Genomic DNA, 16,032 nt, shown 5'->3' with positions numbered 1-16,032 from the left:
CTACGGCGTCATGGCCGGGCTTGTCCCGGCCATCTACGTCTTGGCGAAACATTCAGAAGGCGTGGATGCCCGGCACAAGGCCGGGCATGACGACATCAAAACAGCGGATCGTGCGATTGCATTGGCCCGCCTCGAAGCAAGGATAGCGACATGACCACCGCCACCGCAAAGCCGCCCGCAGGCTTCAAGGACTACATCGTCGCCGACATCGGCCTTGCCGAATTCGGCCGCAAGGAACTCTCGCTGGCCGAAACCGAAATGCCGGGCCTGATGGCCACGCGCGAGGAATACGGTCCGAAGCAGCCGTTGAAGGGCGCGCGCATCGCGGGCTCGCTCCACATGACGATCCAGACCGGCGTGCTGATCGAGACGCTGGCCGCGCTCGGCGCCGACATCCGCTGGGTGTCGTGCAACATCTACTCGACGCAGGACCACGCCGCCGCGGCGATCGCCGCCGCCGGCATTCCGGTGTTCGCCGTGAAGGGCGAGACGCTGAAGGACTACTGGGACTACACCGCCAAGCTGTTCGACTGGCACGGCGGCGGCTATCCAAACATGATCCTCGATGACGGCGGCGACGCCACCATGTACGTCCACCTCGGCCTGCGCGCCGAGAACGGCGACACCGCGTTTCTCGACAAGCCGCAGTCCGAGGAAGAGGAAGTGTTCTTCGCGCTGCTGAAGAAGCAGCTCAAGGAAAAGCCCAAGGGCTACTTCGCCGAGATCGCCAAGAGCATCAAGGGCGTGTCGGAAGAAACCACCACGGGCGTGCATCGCCTGTACGACATGCAGAAAGCCGGCACGCTGCTGTGGCCCGCCATCAACGTCAACGACTCGGTCACCAAGTCGAAGTTCGACAACCTCTACGGCTGCCGTGAATCGCTGGTCGATGGCATCCGCCGCGGCACCGACGTCATGATGTCGGGCAAGGTCGCGTTCGTCGCGGGCTTCGGCGACGTCGGCAAGGGGTCGGCGGCGTCATTGCGCCAGGCCGGCTGCCGCGTGCTGGTGTCGGAAGTCGATCCGATCTGCGCATTGCAGGCGGCGATGGAAGGCTACGAGGTGGTGACCATCGAGGACGCGCTGCCGCGCGCGGACATCTATGTCACCGCCACCGGCAACAAGGACATCATCACGCTCGACCATATGCGCGGGATGAAGGATCGCGCCATCGTCTGCAACATCGGCCATTTCGACAACGAAATTCAGGTCGCGCAGCTGAAGAACTTCAAGTGGACCAACATCAAGCCGCAGGTCGACGAGATTGAACTGGCGTCCGGCAAGCGCATCATCCTGCTGTCGGAAGGCCGCCTCGTGAACCTCGGCAACGCGATGGGCCATCCGAGCTTCGTTATGAGCGCTTCGTTCACCAACCAGACGCTGGCGCAGATCGAACTCTACGCCAACAACAAGGACGGCAAGTACAAGAAGGAAGTCTACGTGCTGCCGAAGTCGCTCGACGAGAAGGTCGCGCGCCTCCACCTGGCCAAGATCGGCGTCAAGCTCACCGAATTGCGCAAGGACCAGGCCGACTATATCGGCGTGAAGCAGGAAGGCCCGTTCAAGAGCGATCACTACCGGTATTGAGAACATAATTGTCATTGCCGGGCTTGACCCGGCAATCCATCTGCTTCGCAAAAGCGTTCTTCAAGATGGATACGCGGGTCAAGCCCGCGTATGACGCCCAGAGGCAAACAAAAGCCCCGGAGCGATCCGGGGCTTTTGCTTTTGTTACTTGCTGGCCGGAGCCGTAATGGTCACGCTGGGCCCGGAGCTTTTGCCCTTCATTCCGCCCTGCAGAAAAAAGAAACCAACGCCAAGAACGATCGCGGCGCCCACGATCACGCCCAGCAAACCAATTCCGCCACTTCCGCCGTCAGCCATCAGAACCTCCTCCTGAAAGAGCGGCAACGGTCACGACGCCGTTAGGTTCCTCGCCATGCGGTCCCGTGTCCGCGTATCGCCATGCGCGAATCCCGATAAGATGGCGGCAGGTTCCTGTTCATCCGCTGACCCATGAGGTTGTTCGTGACCGTTGGCTCAAACTCATATCCGACCACCGTCGCGCTGCTCGGCGTGCCGATCGAGGTCGGCGCATCGCAGAAGGGCGCGCTGATGGGACCGGCGGCGCTGCGCACCGCGGGCCTTTCCGTGCTGCTCGAAGGCCTCGGCTTTACGGTGGAGGATCACGGCGACCTGCTGCGCCGGGACCTCACCTTCATCGACGGCGCGGAGCCCGCGAACACGAAGCACTACCGCGAAATCCAGGGCTGGATTCGCGCTGCGAGCGAACGCGCCTATGCGATGGCGCGCTCCGGTGCGCTGCCGGTGTTTCTCGGCGGCGATCATTCGCTGTCGATGGGCACGGTCAACGGCGTCGCGCGCTACTGGCAGGAGCAGGGGCGCAAGCTGTTCGTGCTGTGGCTCGACGCGCACGCCGACTACAACACGCCGGCGACCACGATCACCGGCAACATGCACGGCATGTCGGGTGCGTTCCTGTGCGGCGAGGACGGCCTCGACGATCTGCTGGCGGGCGATCCGCGCGCCTCGATTCCGTCAGCGCAGTTGAACCTGTTCGGTCTGCGCTCGGTGGACAAGCTGGAGCGCGACCTGCTTGGCCGCCGCGACGTCTGGATCGCGGACATGCGCCGGATCGACGAGTTCGGCGTCGCGGTGCTGATGCGCGAGGTGATCGAGCGGGTGAGGGCGCACAACGGCGTGCTGCATGTCTCGCTCGACGTGGATTTTCTCGATCCGGTGACGGCGCCCGGCGTCGGCACCACGGTGCCGGGCGGCGCGACCTATCGCGAGGCGCATCTGGTGATGGAAATCCTGCACGACTCAGGTTTGGTGCGCTCGCTCGATCTGGTCGAACTCAATCCGTTTCTGGACGATCGCGGTCTCACCGCGCGCACGGTGGTGGAGCTTGTCGGCTCGCTGTTCGGTCAGCAGACCACGGATCGCCCGACGCCGACCAATGCGATGGTGTAGGCTTCACTGGCCTACTGTAAGCGCAGCTTCATTAGTTTTGAAAATTACACAGGGAAAAGTCGGTTCCGCTGACTTGTGAATCAATAAACCTATTGTATTTCATAGGGGGTGAATTGTGTCAGGTGATTCGTACTACCAGCAATAGAGGTAACAAGTGCCCGGAGATAACTCGACCTTAGACACGTGGTTGCCGGTGATAGGCAATTGCCTCGCATTTTTATGCCTTGATAAGTACGCAGAGAAAAACCCAGACAAAGTCGATAACGTGCTGAAGAAGGTTAAATTCCTTCAGGGCTTAGGCGTCCCCGCAAAAGATGCGGCCGGTGCAGCGGGAAGCACTGCCGAGTCGGTTCGCGTGATGAAGGCGCAGGGGGTGAAGCGTGGCTCAAGAAAGTGAGACACCATGGTTGGAGGTTATCGGGAAAGCTCTCGCGTATCTTTGCGTACAACAGGTTGCGCAGAATGACCCAAAGCGCGTGCCTGATGTTATTGCGAAGGTAAAATTCCTCGAGAGCATCGGTTTGCCGACGGCCGAAGCCGCAAAGCTGTTGGGCACTACCGCGAACTCCGTCAAGACCAACGAAAGGCAGCGCGAGAAAAGGGAGAGCGGGAGTGGCAAAAAAGCCAAAAGGTGAAATTGTAGATCCGACGGAAAAGCTCGCGAGAGTAATTGCAATCGGTGTCACCAAGGGCATGGATAAGGAAGAAGCTGCGCGCCGTCTCTTAAGTGTAGGGTTCGATGCGCCCGCCATCGGCGGGATTCTTGGTGTAAATGCGAACTTCGCGAATGTTGCAAAAGGACGTAAGCCCAAGAAAGATAAGGGCTGATGGCTGTTGATACGAAACTTTTGGATGCCCTCGAGCATAAGCTTGGCCTTAGCCGAAGACAGGTAAATCGCAGGATATCCGAGGAGGTAGCGACTAAGCATCTTCCTAGAAAACTTGCTGCGATATCTTTAGCTTCTCAGTGTAGATTGCCGCTTCATCGCTTCGCAACGGACGAAGAATTGGCTCAGCTTCGAGGTGTATCAGCTATCCGACACCACGAAAGCATACCACCCGTAACGATTGTGGATCGCGCACCGTTGAGACCTCTCACCAAGGCGAAAAAAGCGCCCAAGCCTACAAAAGACAATTCAATGTTTGTCGTTCATGGGCGTGATGCGACGCTCAACAGAGATATGTATGCTTTCTTATCGTCCATCGGCATTGTACCGATGGAATGGGATCACGCAATTAAAGCCGCCAAAGGTGGCGCAAATCCCATTGTTGGTGATGTGATTAGTCAAGCGATGGGCCGCGTCCAGGGTGTGATGATCCTATTTTCGCCTGATGAAGAAGCAAAAATTAGAACCAAGTTCGTTAGTGATCGCGACAAACGAAAAGGTCTTCATCTGAAAGGATTTCAACCACGTCCCAATGTTATTTTTGAAGCAGGCTTAGCTTTAGGCGCACATTCCGAAAAAACAATTCTTGTTCAGGTGGGTGATATTCGCGACATAAGCGATATTGCTGGCAAACATATGGTTCACCTCTCTAACTCTTTCGCTGATCGCAAGCGTCTTGCGGATCGACTAGAATCCAAACTCAAGTTTAAGGTCGATATTACCGGCACGACTTGGCAGGAAATCGGTGATTTCGATCGTTGATGCTTCTGTTAAGGGGCATTTTCTCTGCTTTCCGCTTGACAGTTTCATATATAGGCTTATATTCCTATTTATCCCGTCCCACAGAGGGGCGGCTCGCGATCGTCACGGACGCGGGGCGGGATGCGGTGGACGCGGCAGCGTCAGGCGCGAATGAGGCAGGAGGGCTTCGCCTTGTTTTCAAGGGGCGTTGTGACCCGCCGATGAAGCGCTGACGACCACGCTGCCCGGACGGCCCAAGTCGTGTGGTCCTGACGCCCGAGACGCAGGCGTCAAGTCCGGTGGAGAGCCGCTTCCAACCGGAGGCGGAAACCCTCAACAGGGACGACGGTGACAATCAAGCGATCGATCACCGGGGAGAGCACGAAGCAAGCCGTAACCCATCGCGTGCGGAACGCCGGATGTCTCCGGCGTGTTCGTGGTGACTACGCTCGTGTGCTTTTTACCTTTTGCACACGGGGCTGCGGATGCGCATGAGCATCCGGCGTTCCGCGCGCCCTCTCTCGAAGAGGGCGGGACGTTAGTCTGCCGGGAATGGGGCAGGCCCCAGGCCCGGACCACCTCACACCTCGGGCGCATCGCGCCGCGAGATCGCGAAGCTGTATCCGGATCAACGTGGCTGTCTGAAATTTGAATCGGAACGGAGGCACGACGCCTCAGCATCCTCAGGATGTCATCACCGGGCTTGACCCGGTGATCCATCAATCTTCACGAGAAGCATTATTCGAAGGGGATGGATGGCCGGGTCAAGCCCGGCCATGACGATCTGTGAGTTGAGCACGAGCGCGCAACACTCACGGTGTCGTCCCGCGCAGGCGGGGACCCATACTCCCTGAACCATCTATATTGTTGGGATAGTTCGTTACGCTTTCCCTCGCCATCATCACAGCCGGTGGTTATGGGTCCCCGCCTGCGCGGGGACGATGCGGAGAGAGATCGTGTGGGCGACGGAGGAGAGAGCACCGCTTACGGAGAGACATCGTTAACGTCCGTCCATCTGCGGTCCGCGCCTCCACATGAACACAATTGAATCCTTGCTATCGGCCGGCCACCTGCTAAAAGTCCCGCATTCGATTTGCGGCACAGCTTTTGTTAAAGCGCCCTTTGGACTTTTAAGTCCCCTCCGGCTCCTTACCCAAAGACACATCGCTAGATTGGATTTGCTCCGCGCGACGTCGTGCGGAATTGCGCATGTACGCGCGCCTGAAGGAATTGTTTGTTATGACGACTGGTACTGTGAAGTGGTTCAACGGCCAAAAGGGCTTTGGTTTCATTCAGCCGGATGACAGCGGCACCGATGTGTTCGTTCACATCAGCGCTGTCGAGCGTGCTGGCCTGACCGGCCTTGCCGAAGGACAGAAGGTTTCGTTCGAAGCCAAGGTTGACAAGATGCGCGGCAAGACCAGCGCAGAAAACCTGCAGATTCTGTAAGGCTTGACGCCGGCAGCCGGACACCGGTTGCCGCGCCGGCCTTCACTGAGAAAAAAAGCAAGGCGCTGTGTTGCCGCGGATGTACCGGTCATAGCCGCCAGCTTTTCGCTCGTTTCACGGATGTACTGAAACGGACGTCACCAAGCCCCGTCAGAGATGATGGGGCTTTTTGCTGTCTGCCCTTTCTGTTGCGGCGCAGTGTCGAATGCTGCGCCCGCGCAGGGAACAGCCGCCGCCCGCGCCGCATTGATCCGTCAGCTTCCGCAAAGAGGAGTGACGGCAATGCGCAAGACGGACGACCACAAGCCCGATGACACCTGGCTGGATCAGCGGCTGCTCGAATTCGCCGGCGTGGTCGCGGTGGTGGTGCTGATCGCGGCGGGTGTGCACTACATCAATCACGTGCCGAGAACCGACACCGCCTCGTTCATCGTGCCGAGTCAGACCGTCCGCTGGTAGGCCAAGGCATTCCCGCCGCCGCATCGGTATTGCAATTGTGCCCCGTCTGCGCGCAAATTCCGGCAGGGAGATCACCCATGCCGGCGAATGCCGCGATTGCCAACAATGTTTCAAACGAAATTTCCGATGCTGGGGCGGTTGCGGCCCCAAGGATCGAAAGCCACGTCATCGAAAGCCATGTCGATGTGCTGATCGTCGGCGCGGGCCTGTCCGGCATCGGCGCGGCGTATCACCTGCAACGGGATTGCCCCGGCAAGAGCTACGCCATTCTTGAAGGTCGCGACGCCATCGGCGGCACCTGGGATCTGTTTCGCTATCCCGGCATCCGCTCCGACAGCGACATGTACACGCTGGGCTATTCGTTCAAGCCGTGGACCGAGGCCAAGGCCATCGCCGACGGGCCGCGCATTCTCAACTACGTGCGCGAGACCGCCTCCGACAACGGCATCGTCGGCAAGATCAGGTTCAATCACCGCGTCAAAAGCGCGTCGTGGTCGTCGCAGGATGCGCGCTGGACGGTGGAAGCGGAGCGGGGGCCTGACAAGGAAATCGTCCGCTTCACTTGCGGCTTCCTGTTCATGTGCAGCGGCTATTACAGCTACGAGAGCGGCTACGAGCCGGCGTTTCCCGGCGCGGACAGGTTCAAGGGCCGCATCGTCCATCCCCAGAAGTGGACCCAGGACATCGACTACGCCGGCAGGCGCGTGGTGGTGATCGGCTCCGGCGCCACCGCCGTGACGCTGGTGCCGGAAATGGCCAAGACTGCGGCGCATGTCACCATGCTGCAACGCTCGCCGACCTATGTGGTCGCGCGTCCTGCGGAGGATGCGCTCGCCAACAGGCTGCGCGAGAAACTTCCCGCTAAGCTCGCCTATCATCTGATCCGCTGGCGCAACGTGCTGTTTGGCATGTATTTCTTTCAGCTCTGCCGCCGCAAGCCGGAACGCGCCAAGCAATTGATCCTCGGCGGCGTGCGCCGCGCGCTCGGGCCGGATTATGACATCGCCACGCATTTCACGCCGCGCTACAATCCGTGGCAGCAGCGGCTGTGCCTCGTGCCCGACGGCGATCTGTTCAAGTCGATCAAGGAGGGGCGTTCCTCGGTGGTGACCGGCACCATCGACACTTTCACCGAGACTGGCATTCGTCTCGCCGACGGCCGCGAGCTTGAGGCCGATCTCATCGTCACCGCAACGGGCCTCAACCTGCAGGTGCTTGGCGGCATGCAGGTCAGCGTCGACGGCCGCGCGGTCGATTTCGCCAAGGCGATGAATTACAAGGGCATGATGTATTCCGACGTGCCCAATCTGGCGTCGTCGTTCGGCTACACCAACGCCTCGTGGACGCTGAAATGCGATCTCACCTGCGAATATGTCTGCCGTCTCGTCAACTACATGGACCGGCACGGCTACAAGCAGTGTACACCGCGCAATCTCGACCCTGAGGTGAAGCAGGAGAACTGGCTCGATTTCACCTCGGGTTATGTGCAGCGTTCGGTGGCGAAGATGCCCAAGCAGGGCTCGAAGCGGCCGTGGAAACTGTACCAGAATTACGCATTGGACATTGTGACGCTGCGTTACGGCAAGGTCGATGACGGCGTGATAGTGTATAGCTGATCGCACCGTGATTCTGCCGAAGGTTGCTGCGATGAAATCCCTCCCGTTCGTGTTTGGTCTGATGCTGCTTGCATCGCCGCTCCATGCCGACAATCAGGCGACGGCAGCTAAGGTCGTGGTCAAGCCGGTGCTCTCCTCCACCGTGACATCGAGCGGCCAGCCCATCGTGCTGCCGCAGAAGAATGCGCAGGTGCTGGTCTCGACTTACGAGATTCCGCCCGGTGCGGTGCTGCCGACGCACAAGCATCCGTTTCCGCGCTACGCCTACGTGCAGGCGGGTACGATCGCGGTGACCAATATCGACACCGGAAAGACCGAGACCTTCAGGACCGGCGATTTCATCCTCGAGGCGGTCGATCAGTGGCACTACGGCGCCAACACCGGCACCGAGCCGGTCAAGCTGCTGGTCATCGACATGGTCGAGAAGGGTGCGGCCAACGTGGTGTTGCAGAAGTAGGGATTTCGATCCTGTTCCTGCCGCGAGGTTTGCGCCTGGCGGCGGATCGGCGTTCATGCGTATGGAGGCATTGCCTTCCTGCGCCGGAGATTCCATTCTCCCGATCCCGCTTCCTCAAAACAAAAAAGAAACATGACCCAGTCCTCCCGCGACCGTCTCGAGCAAGCTCTCAATCGTATTTCCGATCCCACAGGCGAGGGCGCGCGCGCCTGTCTCACCGTTTATGCTGATGCGGCGCGCAAGGCTGCCGATGCTGCTGACCTGCGGACAAAATCCGGCGGCGCGCTCGGCCCGCTCGACGGCGCGATTGTTACCGTCAAGGATCTGTTTGACATCAAGGGCGAGGTCACTCGCGCCGGTTCGCGCGTGCTGCCTACACGCAGCAAGCCCGCAACGGCGGATGCGGCCATCGTGACGCGACTGCGCGAGGCTGGCGCGGTGATCGTCGCGAAAACCAACATGACTGAGTTCGCCTATTCGGGCCTCGGTGCAAATCCTCACTTTGGAACGCCGGGCAATCCCGCCGACCGCAAGCGCGTGCCGGGCGGCTCATCCTCCGGCGCGGCGGTCACGGCGGCTGACGGCATGTGCGAGATCGCCATCGGTTCCGACACCGGCGGCTCGACCCGCATTCCGGCGGCGTTCTGCGGCGCGGTCGGCTTCAAGCCGACGGTGAGGCGCGTGCCGCGCACCGGCGCGTTCCCGCTGTCGTTCACGCTCGACTCGGTCGGCCCCATCGCGCGGAGCGTCGCCGATTGCGCCAATGCCGATGCCGTCATGGCGGCCGAGACTCCGTCGCAGCTGGCGGCGATTGACCTCAAGAGTGTGCGCGCCGGATTTGCCCAAGGATACGTCATCGAAAATCTGGACGAAACCGTCGGCAAGGCGTTCCCGCAGGCGCTGGCGAAACTCGCGCCGCACTGGAAAGGCTCCGACGTTACGCTTGATGCGCTGGATATCATGCACGCCGCCAACGAGCGCGGCGGCATCGCTCCGCCGGAGGCCTATGCGATCCATCGCGAATTGCTGGCGGAAGCCGGCGACGGCGTCGATCCCAACGTGCGGGCGCGCCTGCTGCGCTCCGCCAATGTCAGCGCCGCCGATTACATTCTCGCCATGCGCGATCGCGAGCGCGGCATCGCTCAGATGGACACCGTGTTCGACAGGGTCGATGTGCTGGTAATGCCGACGGTGCCGATCGTCGCGCCGACCATGGACGAGGTTGCGACGGCGGATGCGTTCACTGCAAAGAACATCATGGCGCTGCGCAATACCGCGATCTGGAACTTCTTCGATGTCTGCGCGATCTCGTTGCCGATGCGTTTCGGCAACGTGCTGCCTTGCGGGCTGATGCTGGTCGGCCGCCACGGTGAGGATCGCAAGCTGCTTGCGATTGCCGCCGCGGTGGAGCGGCAACTGGGGGCATAACGCGATGGCATCTGCCACCGACGTCCCACGGTCAAGGCCCGCTATCGCATCGCTCACAGGCATTCGTGCGCTTGCAGCATTTCTGGTGCTGTTCCTGCATGCAGACCAGAACATTCCGGTCGGTCTTCAAAGCATTGGCGTGGTGGCGCACGGCTATCTTGGCGTCGACCTGTTCTTCCTGCTGTCAGGCTTCATTCTCACCTATGTTTACTTCGAGAGCATGCAACAACCGACCGCACGAGCGTTCGCGATCTTCATGTGGCATCGTTTTATCCGGCTTTATCCCGTACATATCGCGGTTTTGACTGCGCTGGTTGCCGTGGTGTTCAGTGCAGGAAAACTGGGACTGAATCTCCGGTCGCCGGAGGCATTCATGTTCAGCGAACTGCCGTGGCAGCTTCTGCTGGTGCACGCGTGGGGCGTCACGGATCAGGTCAGCTGGAATGTGCCGTCATGGTCGATCAGCGCCGAATGGTTCGCCTATCTGTGTTTCCCGCTGGTGGCGGCGGGTCTCGGCCGCGTGCGCGAGCCGCGAATCTTGTTGCTGATTGCGGCTGTGAGTCTCGGAACTGCAGCGATTATTTTCGCGATGGCGGGATGGGGTCTTTCGGGCGCCTGGATTGCGCCGTCGGCGCTGGTGCGGATTGCCGGTTCGTTCGTCTGCGGTGCGGCGCTCTGCCGTTATGCAACCCTGCGTCAGGCGCTTGAGAGTAAATCTGCGCTGAACGATGCGTTGGCGATAATTGCGCTGCTGGCGTTTCTGGTGGGGTCGTCGTTCGCTGTGCCGGATTTCGCGCTGATCGGACTGCTTGCAATCTTCATCGGTACGCTCGCGATGTCGAGCGGTGTTGCCGCCAGGCTGTTTTCGCTCGCGCCGCTGGTCTGGCTCGGTGAGATTTCATACTCGCTTTATATGGTTCACTTCCCGCTGCTGCGGGCTCTGAATATCGTATTGAAGCCGGAGCGTCTTCAGGCAATGGGGCCGGTGGCGGCAATCGCGGCTTACGGGCTATCGATTGCCGTCTGTGTCGGCTGCGCTGGGTTACTCTACTATCTTGTCGAGCGGCCGTTGCGCGTCAGGCTACGCAACGCAGTCGGCGTGATTCCGCTCGCCGTTGCTGCGCCGGCTTCGACGATCGCAGCTAAATCGGTTTAGCCGATCGCAACCTTCAGTGTGCCGATGCCGTCGACGCCGGCCTCGATCTTGTCGCCGGGCTGCAGCGCCGCGACGCCGGCGGGCGTGCCGGTCATGATGATGTCGCCCGCGCCGAGCGAGACCTGCAGCGAGAGCTTCGCGATGATCTCGGGAACGTTCCAGATCATCTCGGAGAGGTCGCCTTTCTGCTTCTCGGTGCCGTTGACCGACAGCCAGATCTTGCCCTTCACCGGGTGGCCGATTTCGGCGGCGGGGCGCAGCGCGCCGCAAGGTGCCGACTGGTCGAACGACTTGCCGATCTCCCAGGGCTGCTCCTTCTTGCGCGATGCCATCTGCAAATCCCGGCGGGTGAGATCGATGCCGACACCATAGCCGTAGACGCAATCGAGCGCCTTGGCCGCGTCGATATTGGCGCCTCCGCTCTTCAGCGCGACCACCAGTTCCACCTCGTGCTGGAAGTCCTTGGTCAGTGACGGATAGGGAATTGTCGCGCCATCCGCCGCGATCATGTCGGCATGCTTGGCGAAAAAGAACGGCGGCTGCCGCTCGTCATTGCCGAGTTCGCGGATGTGTTCGAGATAGTTGCGGCCTACACACCAGATGCGGCGCACCGGAAACGATTTGGATTCTCCCGCGACAGGGATCGATGGTTGCGTCGGGGTGGCAATGACGAACGGTGCGCTGGCGCTCATGACGGATCCGGTGCCTGGGAGGGAAAAAGAGGGGCTGATGACGAGACGATCTTATGCGCTGGCGGCGATGGGGGCCAGCGGATTGGTTTCACGATGCTGCAAGCGGAAGAACGAGGCATAGCGTCCGCCGCGCCGCAGCAGATCGTCATGACGGCCGGTCTCCACGATGCTGCCGTTCTCGACGACCAGAATCTGGTCGGAGTGCATGATGGTGTGGAGGCGGTGCGCGATCACGATGGTGGTGCGGTTCTGGCAGAGATGCTCGATGGCTTCCTGCACCTGCTTCTCCGACTCCGAGTCCAGTGCCGCAGTGGCTTCGTCCAGCAGAATGATCGGCGCATCCTTCACCAGCGCGCGCGCAATGGCGATGCGCTGGCGCTGGCCGCCGGACAATTGCGTGCCGTGTTCGCCGACCGGCGTGTCATAGCCGAGCGGGAAACTCATGATGAAGTCGTGGGCGCAGGCGGCCCTTGCGGCGTCGACGATCTCCGCCTCCGTCGCCCCGACCTTGCCGAAGGCGATGTTCTCGCGAATGGTGGCGCGGAACAGATAGACGTCTTGTCCGACATAGGCCGTCTGCTGGCGCAGCGAGCGCCGCGACACGTCGGAAATAATCTGTCCGTCGATCACGATGGCGCCGAACTTCGCCTCGTAGAGTCGCAGCAACAGCGCCAGCACGGTAGATTTGCCGCCGCCGGACGGCCCGACCAGCGCCGTGATCTTGCCGGGCTCGGCGACGAAGCTCATGCGGTTGAGAACTGTTTCATTGCCGCGGTAAGCGAACGTCACGTCGCGGAACTCGACCTTCGCCTCTGTCAGTTGTAGCGCCGGCTTGTCGCTGTCGTCAGGTTCGCTGGCGGGGCTGTCGACAATTTCAAGCAGCTTGCGCGCGCCGATCAGGTAACTGTTCAACTCGATGTTGAGCCGCGCGAGCCGCTTGGCCGGTTCATAAGCCAGCAGGAAGGCGGTGATGAACGAGAAGAACTGTCCCGGCGTCGCGCCGGTCGCGATGATGCGATAGCCGCCGTACATCAGGCAGCCTGCGATGGCGAAGCCGCCGAGCGTTTCCATCAGCGGACTCGATCGGCTCTGCACCCGCGCCATCTTGTTGGCGTTGCTTTCAACGAGCCCGATGTTCCTGTCGATCCGCGCCTGCATGGTGTCTTCGAGCGTGAAGGCCTTGACCGTGCGGATGCCTTGCAGGGATTCCTGCATAGTCTCCATAATGTCGGCGGTGCCGGCGAACTGGTCGTGCGCGAGGCGCTTGATCCGCTTCACCAGCTTGCGGATGACGAACAGTGCGGGTGGTGCCACCAGCAGGCCGAACAGCGACATCCACGGATCCTGAATCACCATCACAGCCGCGAGACCGATCAGCGACAGCAAATCGCGGCCGACGGCGTTGATCAAAAGACTCAACACTTGGGTCACGGACTGTGCGCCCGCGGTGAGCCGCGCGAGGAATTCGGAGGAGTGACGTTCGGAATAAAAGCCGACATTCTCGCGCATCAGCTTGGCGAACAGCCGACGCTGGTTGCTGGCGAGAATGGCGTTGCTGATCTTCGACAGGATCACCGTATGGCCGTAGGTCGCGGCACCCTTCAGCGTGAACAGAACGATGATCGCCAGCGACAGCATCACGATGCCGTTGATGCTGCGGTTGACGTAGGTTTGATTGATCACTTCGCCGAGCAGCCAGGCGGATGCTGCCGTGGCCCCGGCGGACAGCGCCATCAGCGTGAACGCGACCGCATAGCGCCGCCAGTGCTGGAGGCCCTGTTCGGTGATCAGGCGGCGGATCAGGGCAGCCGCCCCATAGGGATCGTCTGTGATTTTGCGTGGAAGCTCGGTCATCCGCGTTCCATTGACGGCCGGCGCAACCGGCGCCCCGTCAGGGTTCAAGCGATGACACTGCTTTGCCCGCTATGGGGCGGATTTTCAAGCCGAATCAGGGGCTTTTCACTCGATTTGATGTTACGCGGAGGCCGCCTGCAGGCCATCATTTTGACGCTCGGACAGCAGTTTTTCCTCCCATGCCAGCGCGTGGCGGGCGATGGTGTCGAGATTGTCGTATTGCGGCGTCCAGTCCAGCGTTGCGCGGATGCGGGCTGTGTCCGCGATCATGGTCATGATGTCGCCGGGCCGACGGTCGGCGTACTGGACCGCGAAATTGCGGCCCGATGCGCGGCGCACCGCTTCGATGGTCTCCAGCACCGAATAGCCGCGGCCGTAGCCGCAGTTCAGTGTCGCGGATGGGCCGCCCTGTTCGAGATACAGCAGCGCCGCGCAATGCGCCTGCGCCAGATCGCTGACATGGATGAAATCGCGAATGCAGCTTCCGTCGGCGGTCGGATAGTCCGTCCCGAACACGTCGATCTTGGCGCGCTGGCCGGTTGCGGCCTCGACCGCGATCTTCAGAAGATGTGTTGCGCCGACGGTGGCGAGGCCGATCCGGGCCTGCGGATCGGCGCCGGCGACGTTGAAGTAGCGCAGCACGACGTAATGCATGCCATGAGCGGTCGCGACATCGTGCAGCATGATCTCCGTCATCAGCTTCGACGAGCCGTAAGGCGAGAGCGGCCGAGTCGGCGCTTCTTCGGCGACGGGCATCTGATCCGGGTTGCCATACACGGCTGCGGTCGACGAGAAGATGAAGCGGCTGATATTGCACTTCACGGCGGCATTCAGAAGATTGCGCGTCGTCATGGTGTTGTTGCGGTAGTAGCCCAGCGGATCACGCATCGAATCCGGCACCACCACCGAGCCCGCGAAATGGATGATCGAACCGACGTTGTGCGCGGCGATTACGCCTTCGACGAGATTCTCGTCCGCGGCGTCGCCGATGAACAGAGGTACGCCTTCCGGCAGAAAGTGCGAGAAGCCGGTTGAGAGATTGTCGATCACAACGACATTCGCCCCGGCGTCCACCAGCGCACGAACTGTGTGGCTGCCGATATAACCTGCGCCGCCGGTGACCAGTACTGTCATGATTTCCAAACCTGTTTCCGCGCGACCCATGCGTCGCGCCTGTCCTGCGCAATGTGGGGCGAAGTTGTTTCCGGAAGTTTGCAGAGGAACGATGGAAATGGGGTATAAAGCCGAACTTACCCGGGGAATCCGGTCGCTTTTCCCACCTGAAACCGCTTTATGGTTTCCAAAACGTAACGCCGTTCACGAGTTTCAGCCCGATTACGCCGATGCCCGGTATCCTATTCATCAAGACATCATCGCTCGGCGACGTGGTGCATCACATGCCGGCCGTCACCGACACGCGCGCGCATTTCCCCGATGCGCGGCTGAGTTGGATCGTCGAGGAGGCGTTCGCACCGCTGGCCCGGCTTCATCCGGCCATCGACGAGGTGATCGCTGTTTCGACGCGGCGCTGGCGGTCGCGGCTGCTGCAGCCGGCGACATGGAATGAAATCTCGGCCTTCAAGGCGAAGCTGCGTTCGGTGAATGGCGGCAAAGTTATCGACACGCAGGGCTTGATCCGTTCCGCGCTGATCGCGCGAACTGCCGAGGGCGAACGTCATGGTTATGATGCGTCGAGCATCAAAGAACCGGTGGCGTCATGGTTCTACGACGTGAAGCACAAGGTTGCGCGGAATCAGCATGCGGTCGCGCGCAACCGGGCGCTCACCGGCCTGAGTCTTGGTTATGCACCCGATGCGGCAATCGATTACGGGCTGGTCAGGCCGCCGACGGACCGCGGCGCGCCCTATGCCGTGCTGCTGCATGGTACGTCGCGCGCGGCGAAGGAATGGCGCGAGGTGGATTGGATCGGTACCGGCAAATGGCTGCGCGGGCGTGGCATCGATGTGGTGTTGCCATGGGGCAATGAAGCCGAGCGCCAGCGCTGCCAGCGGCTCGCCGCCGCTATCCCTGGAAGCCGCATTCTGGATCGTCAGCCGCTCGACGCCACGGCGAAAGTGATTGCCAACGCTGCATTGGTTGTCGGTGTCGATACCGGCTTGCTGCATCTGGCGGCGGCCTACAGCGTGCCGCTGATCGCGGTGTTTCTCGCCACCGATCCCGGTCTCACCGGCCCGGCCGGCAACGGATCGATCACGGTGGCTGGCGGGAAGGGACTCTATCCGTCATTCGAGCGGGTGATCGAGGCGGCGCAGAAGCTGCCGCTCGTGGGCTGATGCCG

At 61.1% G+C, this 16,032-nt stretch carries 15 protein-coding genes; 11 read left to right on the top strand and 4 right to left on the bottom strand.

Annotated elements, in window-relative coordinates; genetic code table 11:
- The first annotated feature begins 150 nt into the window (after positions 1-150).
- On the top strand, positions 151-1,587 hold the full coding sequence (ahcY, locus tag LVY71_RS17080; RefSeq protein WP_235101042.1) for an adenosylhomocysteinase: 1,437 nt from the start codon (positions 151-153) through the stop codon (positions 1,585-1,587).
- 144 nt (positions 1,588-1,731) lie between these two features.
- On the opposite strand, the gene LVY71_RS17075 is transcribed toward ahcY, so the two are convergent.
- Positions 1,732-1,884, bottom strand: coding sequence for a hypothetical protein (locus LVY71_RS17075; RefSeq protein ID WP_235101041.1), 153 nt, complete (start codon positions 1,882-1,884; stop codon positions 1,732-1,734).
- 144 nt (positions 1,885-2,028) lie between these two features.
- On the opposite strand from LVY71_RS17075, the gene rocF reads away from it, so the two are divergent.
- The 9 genes from rocF (at position 2,029) to LVY71_RS17030 (ending at position 11,187) form a co-directional block, all read left to right on the top strand.
- Positions 2,029-2,994, top strand: coding sequence for an arginase (gene rocF / locus LVY71_RS17070; RefSeq protein WP_235101040.1), 966 nt, complete (start codon positions 2,029-2,031; stop codon positions 2,992-2,994).
- A gap of 612 nt (positions 2,995-3,606) precedes the next feature.
- Positions 3,607-3,822, top strand: coding sequence for a hypothetical protein (locus LVY71_RS17065; RefSeq protein WP_235101039.1), 216 nt, complete (start codon positions 3,607-3,609; stop codon positions 3,820-3,822).
- Positions 3,822-4,643 carry a TIR domain-containing protein gene (locus tag LVY71_RS17060; protein WP_235101038.1) on the top strand — a complete coding sequence of 274 codons (822 nt, stop codon included), beginning with the start codon at positions 3,822-3,824 and terminating at the stop codon, positions 4,641-4,643. Before LVY71_RS17065 ends, LVY71_RS17060 begins: the two co-directional genes overlap by 1 nt.
- 1,218 nt (positions 4,644-5,861) lie before the next feature.
- Positions 5,862-6,071 carry a cold-shock protein gene (locus LVY71_RS17055; protein ID WP_235101037.1) on the top strand — a complete coding sequence of 70 codons (210 nt, stop codon included), beginning with the start codon at positions 5,862-5,864 and terminating at the stop codon, positions 6,069-6,071.
- Positions 6,072-6,353: 282 nt separating this feature from the next.
- Positions 6,354-6,530, top strand: coding sequence for a hypothetical protein (locus tag LVY71_RS17050; RefSeq protein ID WP_235101036.1), 177 nt, complete (start codon positions 6,354-6,356; stop codon positions 6,528-6,530).
- Positions 6,531-6,607: 77 nt separating this feature from the next.
- Positions 6,608-8,146 carry a flavin-containing monooxygenase gene (locus LVY71_RS17045; protein WP_249788537.1) on the top strand — a complete coding sequence of 513 codons (1,539 nt, stop codon included), beginning with the start codon at positions 6,608-6,610 and terminating at the stop codon, positions 8,144-8,146.
- 31 nt (positions 8,147-8,177) lie between these two features.
- On the top strand, positions 8,178-8,603 hold the full coding sequence (locus LVY71_RS17040) for a cupin domain-containing protein (protein ID WP_235101035.1): 426 nt from the start codon (positions 8,178-8,180) through the stop codon (positions 8,601-8,603).
- 132 nt (positions 8,604-8,735) lie between these two features.
- Positions 8,736-10,031, top strand: a complete 1,296-nt coding sequence (locus LVY71_RS17035; RefSeq protein ID WP_235101034.1) for an amidase — start codon at positions 8,736-8,738, stop codon at positions 10,029-10,031.
- 4 nt (positions 10,032-10,035) lie between these two features.
- A complete protein-coding gene (locus tag LVY71_RS17030) occupies positions 10,036-11,187 on the top strand; it encodes an acyltransferase family protein (protein WP_235101033.1) in 1,152 nt (383 codons plus the stop codon).
- Here LVY71_RS17030 and LVY71_RS17025 read toward each other — a convergent pair.
- The 3 genes from LVY71_RS17025 to galE form a co-directional block, all read right to left on the bottom strand.
- A complete protein-coding gene (locus LVY71_RS17025; protein WP_235101032.1) occupies positions 11,184-11,879 on the bottom strand; it encodes a fumarylacetoacetate hydrolase family protein in 696 nt (231 codons plus the stop codon). The two genes, LVY71_RS17030 and LVY71_RS17025, sit on opposite strands and share 4 nt — an antisense overlap.
- A gap of 51 nt (positions 11,880-11,930) precedes the next feature.
- On the bottom strand, positions 11,931-13,733 hold the full coding sequence (locus LVY71_RS17020; RefSeq protein WP_235101031.1) for an ABC transporter ATP-binding protein: 1,803 nt from the start codon (positions 13,731-13,733) through the stop codon (positions 11,931-11,933).
- 120 nt (positions 13,734-13,853) lie between these two features.
- Positions 13,854-14,867: a UDP-glucose 4-epimerase GalE gene (gene galE / locus LVY71_RS17015; RefSeq protein ID WP_235101030.1), complete on the bottom strand. Its 1,014-nt coding sequence runs from the start codon at positions 14,865-14,867 to the stop codon at positions 13,854-13,856.
- A 209-nt stretch (positions 14,868-15,076) separates the two neighbouring features.
- On the opposite strand from galE, the gene waaC reads away from it, so the two are divergent.
- The gene (waaC, locus tag LVY71_RS17010; protein ID WP_235101029.1) at positions 15,077-16,027 is read left to right on the top strand and encodes a lipopolysaccharide heptosyltransferase I; all 951 of its coding nucleotides are present in this window, start codon (positions 15,077-15,079) and stop codon (positions 16,025-16,027) included.
- Positions 16,028-16,032 lie beyond the last annotated feature (5 nt).

It is taken from the genome of Bradyrhizobium sp. G127 (assembly GCF_021502575.1).
Lineage (GTDB): Bacteria > Pseudomonadota > Alphaproteobacteria > Rhizobiales > Xanthobacteraceae > Afipia.
Note: the sequence above shows the minus strand (reverse complement) of the source record. Positions and strands in the feature narration are given on the sequence as shown.

Excerpts from the sequence above, each read along its gene's own strand:
- LVY71_RS17035 (WP_235101034.1), top strand. The coding sequence starts at position 8,736 with ATGACCCAGTCCTCCCGCGACCGTCTCGAGCAAGCTCTCAATCGTATT.
- LVY71_RS17045 (WP_249788537.1), top strand. The coding sequence starts at position 6,608 with ATGCCGGCGAATGCCGCGATTGCCAACAATGTTTCAAACGAAATTTCC.
- LVY71_RS17030 (WP_235101033.1), top strand. The coding sequence starts at position 10,036 with ATGGCATCTGCCACCGACGTCCCACGGTCAAGGCCCGCTATCGCATCG.
- LVY71_RS17075 (WP_235101041.1), bottom strand. The coding sequence starts at position 1,884 with ATGGCTGACGGCGGAAGTGGCGGAATTGGTTTGCTGGGCGTGATCGTG.
- LVY71_RS17055 (WP_235101037.1), top strand. The coding sequence starts at position 5,862 with ATGACGACTGGTACTGTGAAGTGGTTCAACGGCCAAAAGGGCTTTGGT.
- LVY71_RS17025 (WP_235101032.1), bottom strand. The coding sequence starts at position 11,879 with ATGAGCGCCAGCGCACCGTTCGTCATTGCCACCCCGACGCAACCATCG.
- waaC (WP_235101029.1), top strand. The coding sequence starts at position 15,077 with ATGCCCGGTATCCTATTCATCAAGACATCATCGCTCGGCGACGTGGTG.
- LVY71_RS17020 (WP_235101031.1), bottom strand. The coding sequence starts at position 13,733 with ATGACCGAGCTTCCACGCAAAATCACAGACGATCCCTATGGGGCGGCT.
- LVY71_RS17040 (WP_235101035.1), top strand. The coding sequence starts at position 8,178 with ATGAAATCCCTCCCGTTCGTGTTTGGTCTGATGCTGCTTGCATCGCCG.
- galE (WP_235101030.1), bottom strand. The coding sequence starts at position 14,867 with ATGACAGTACTGGTCACCGGCGGCGCAGGTTATATCGGCAGCCACACA.
- LVY71_RS17050 (WP_235101036.1), top strand. The coding sequence starts at position 6,354 with ATGCGCAAGACGGACGACCACAAGCCCGATGACACCTGGCTGGATCAG.
- ahcY (WP_235101042.1), top strand. The coding sequence starts at position 151 with ATGACCACCGCCACCGCAAAGCCGCCCGCAGGCTTCAAGGACTACATC.
- LVY71_RS17060 (WP_235101038.1), top strand. The coding sequence starts at position 3,822 with ATGGCTGTTGATACGAAACTTTTGGATGCCCTCGAGCATAAGCTTGGC.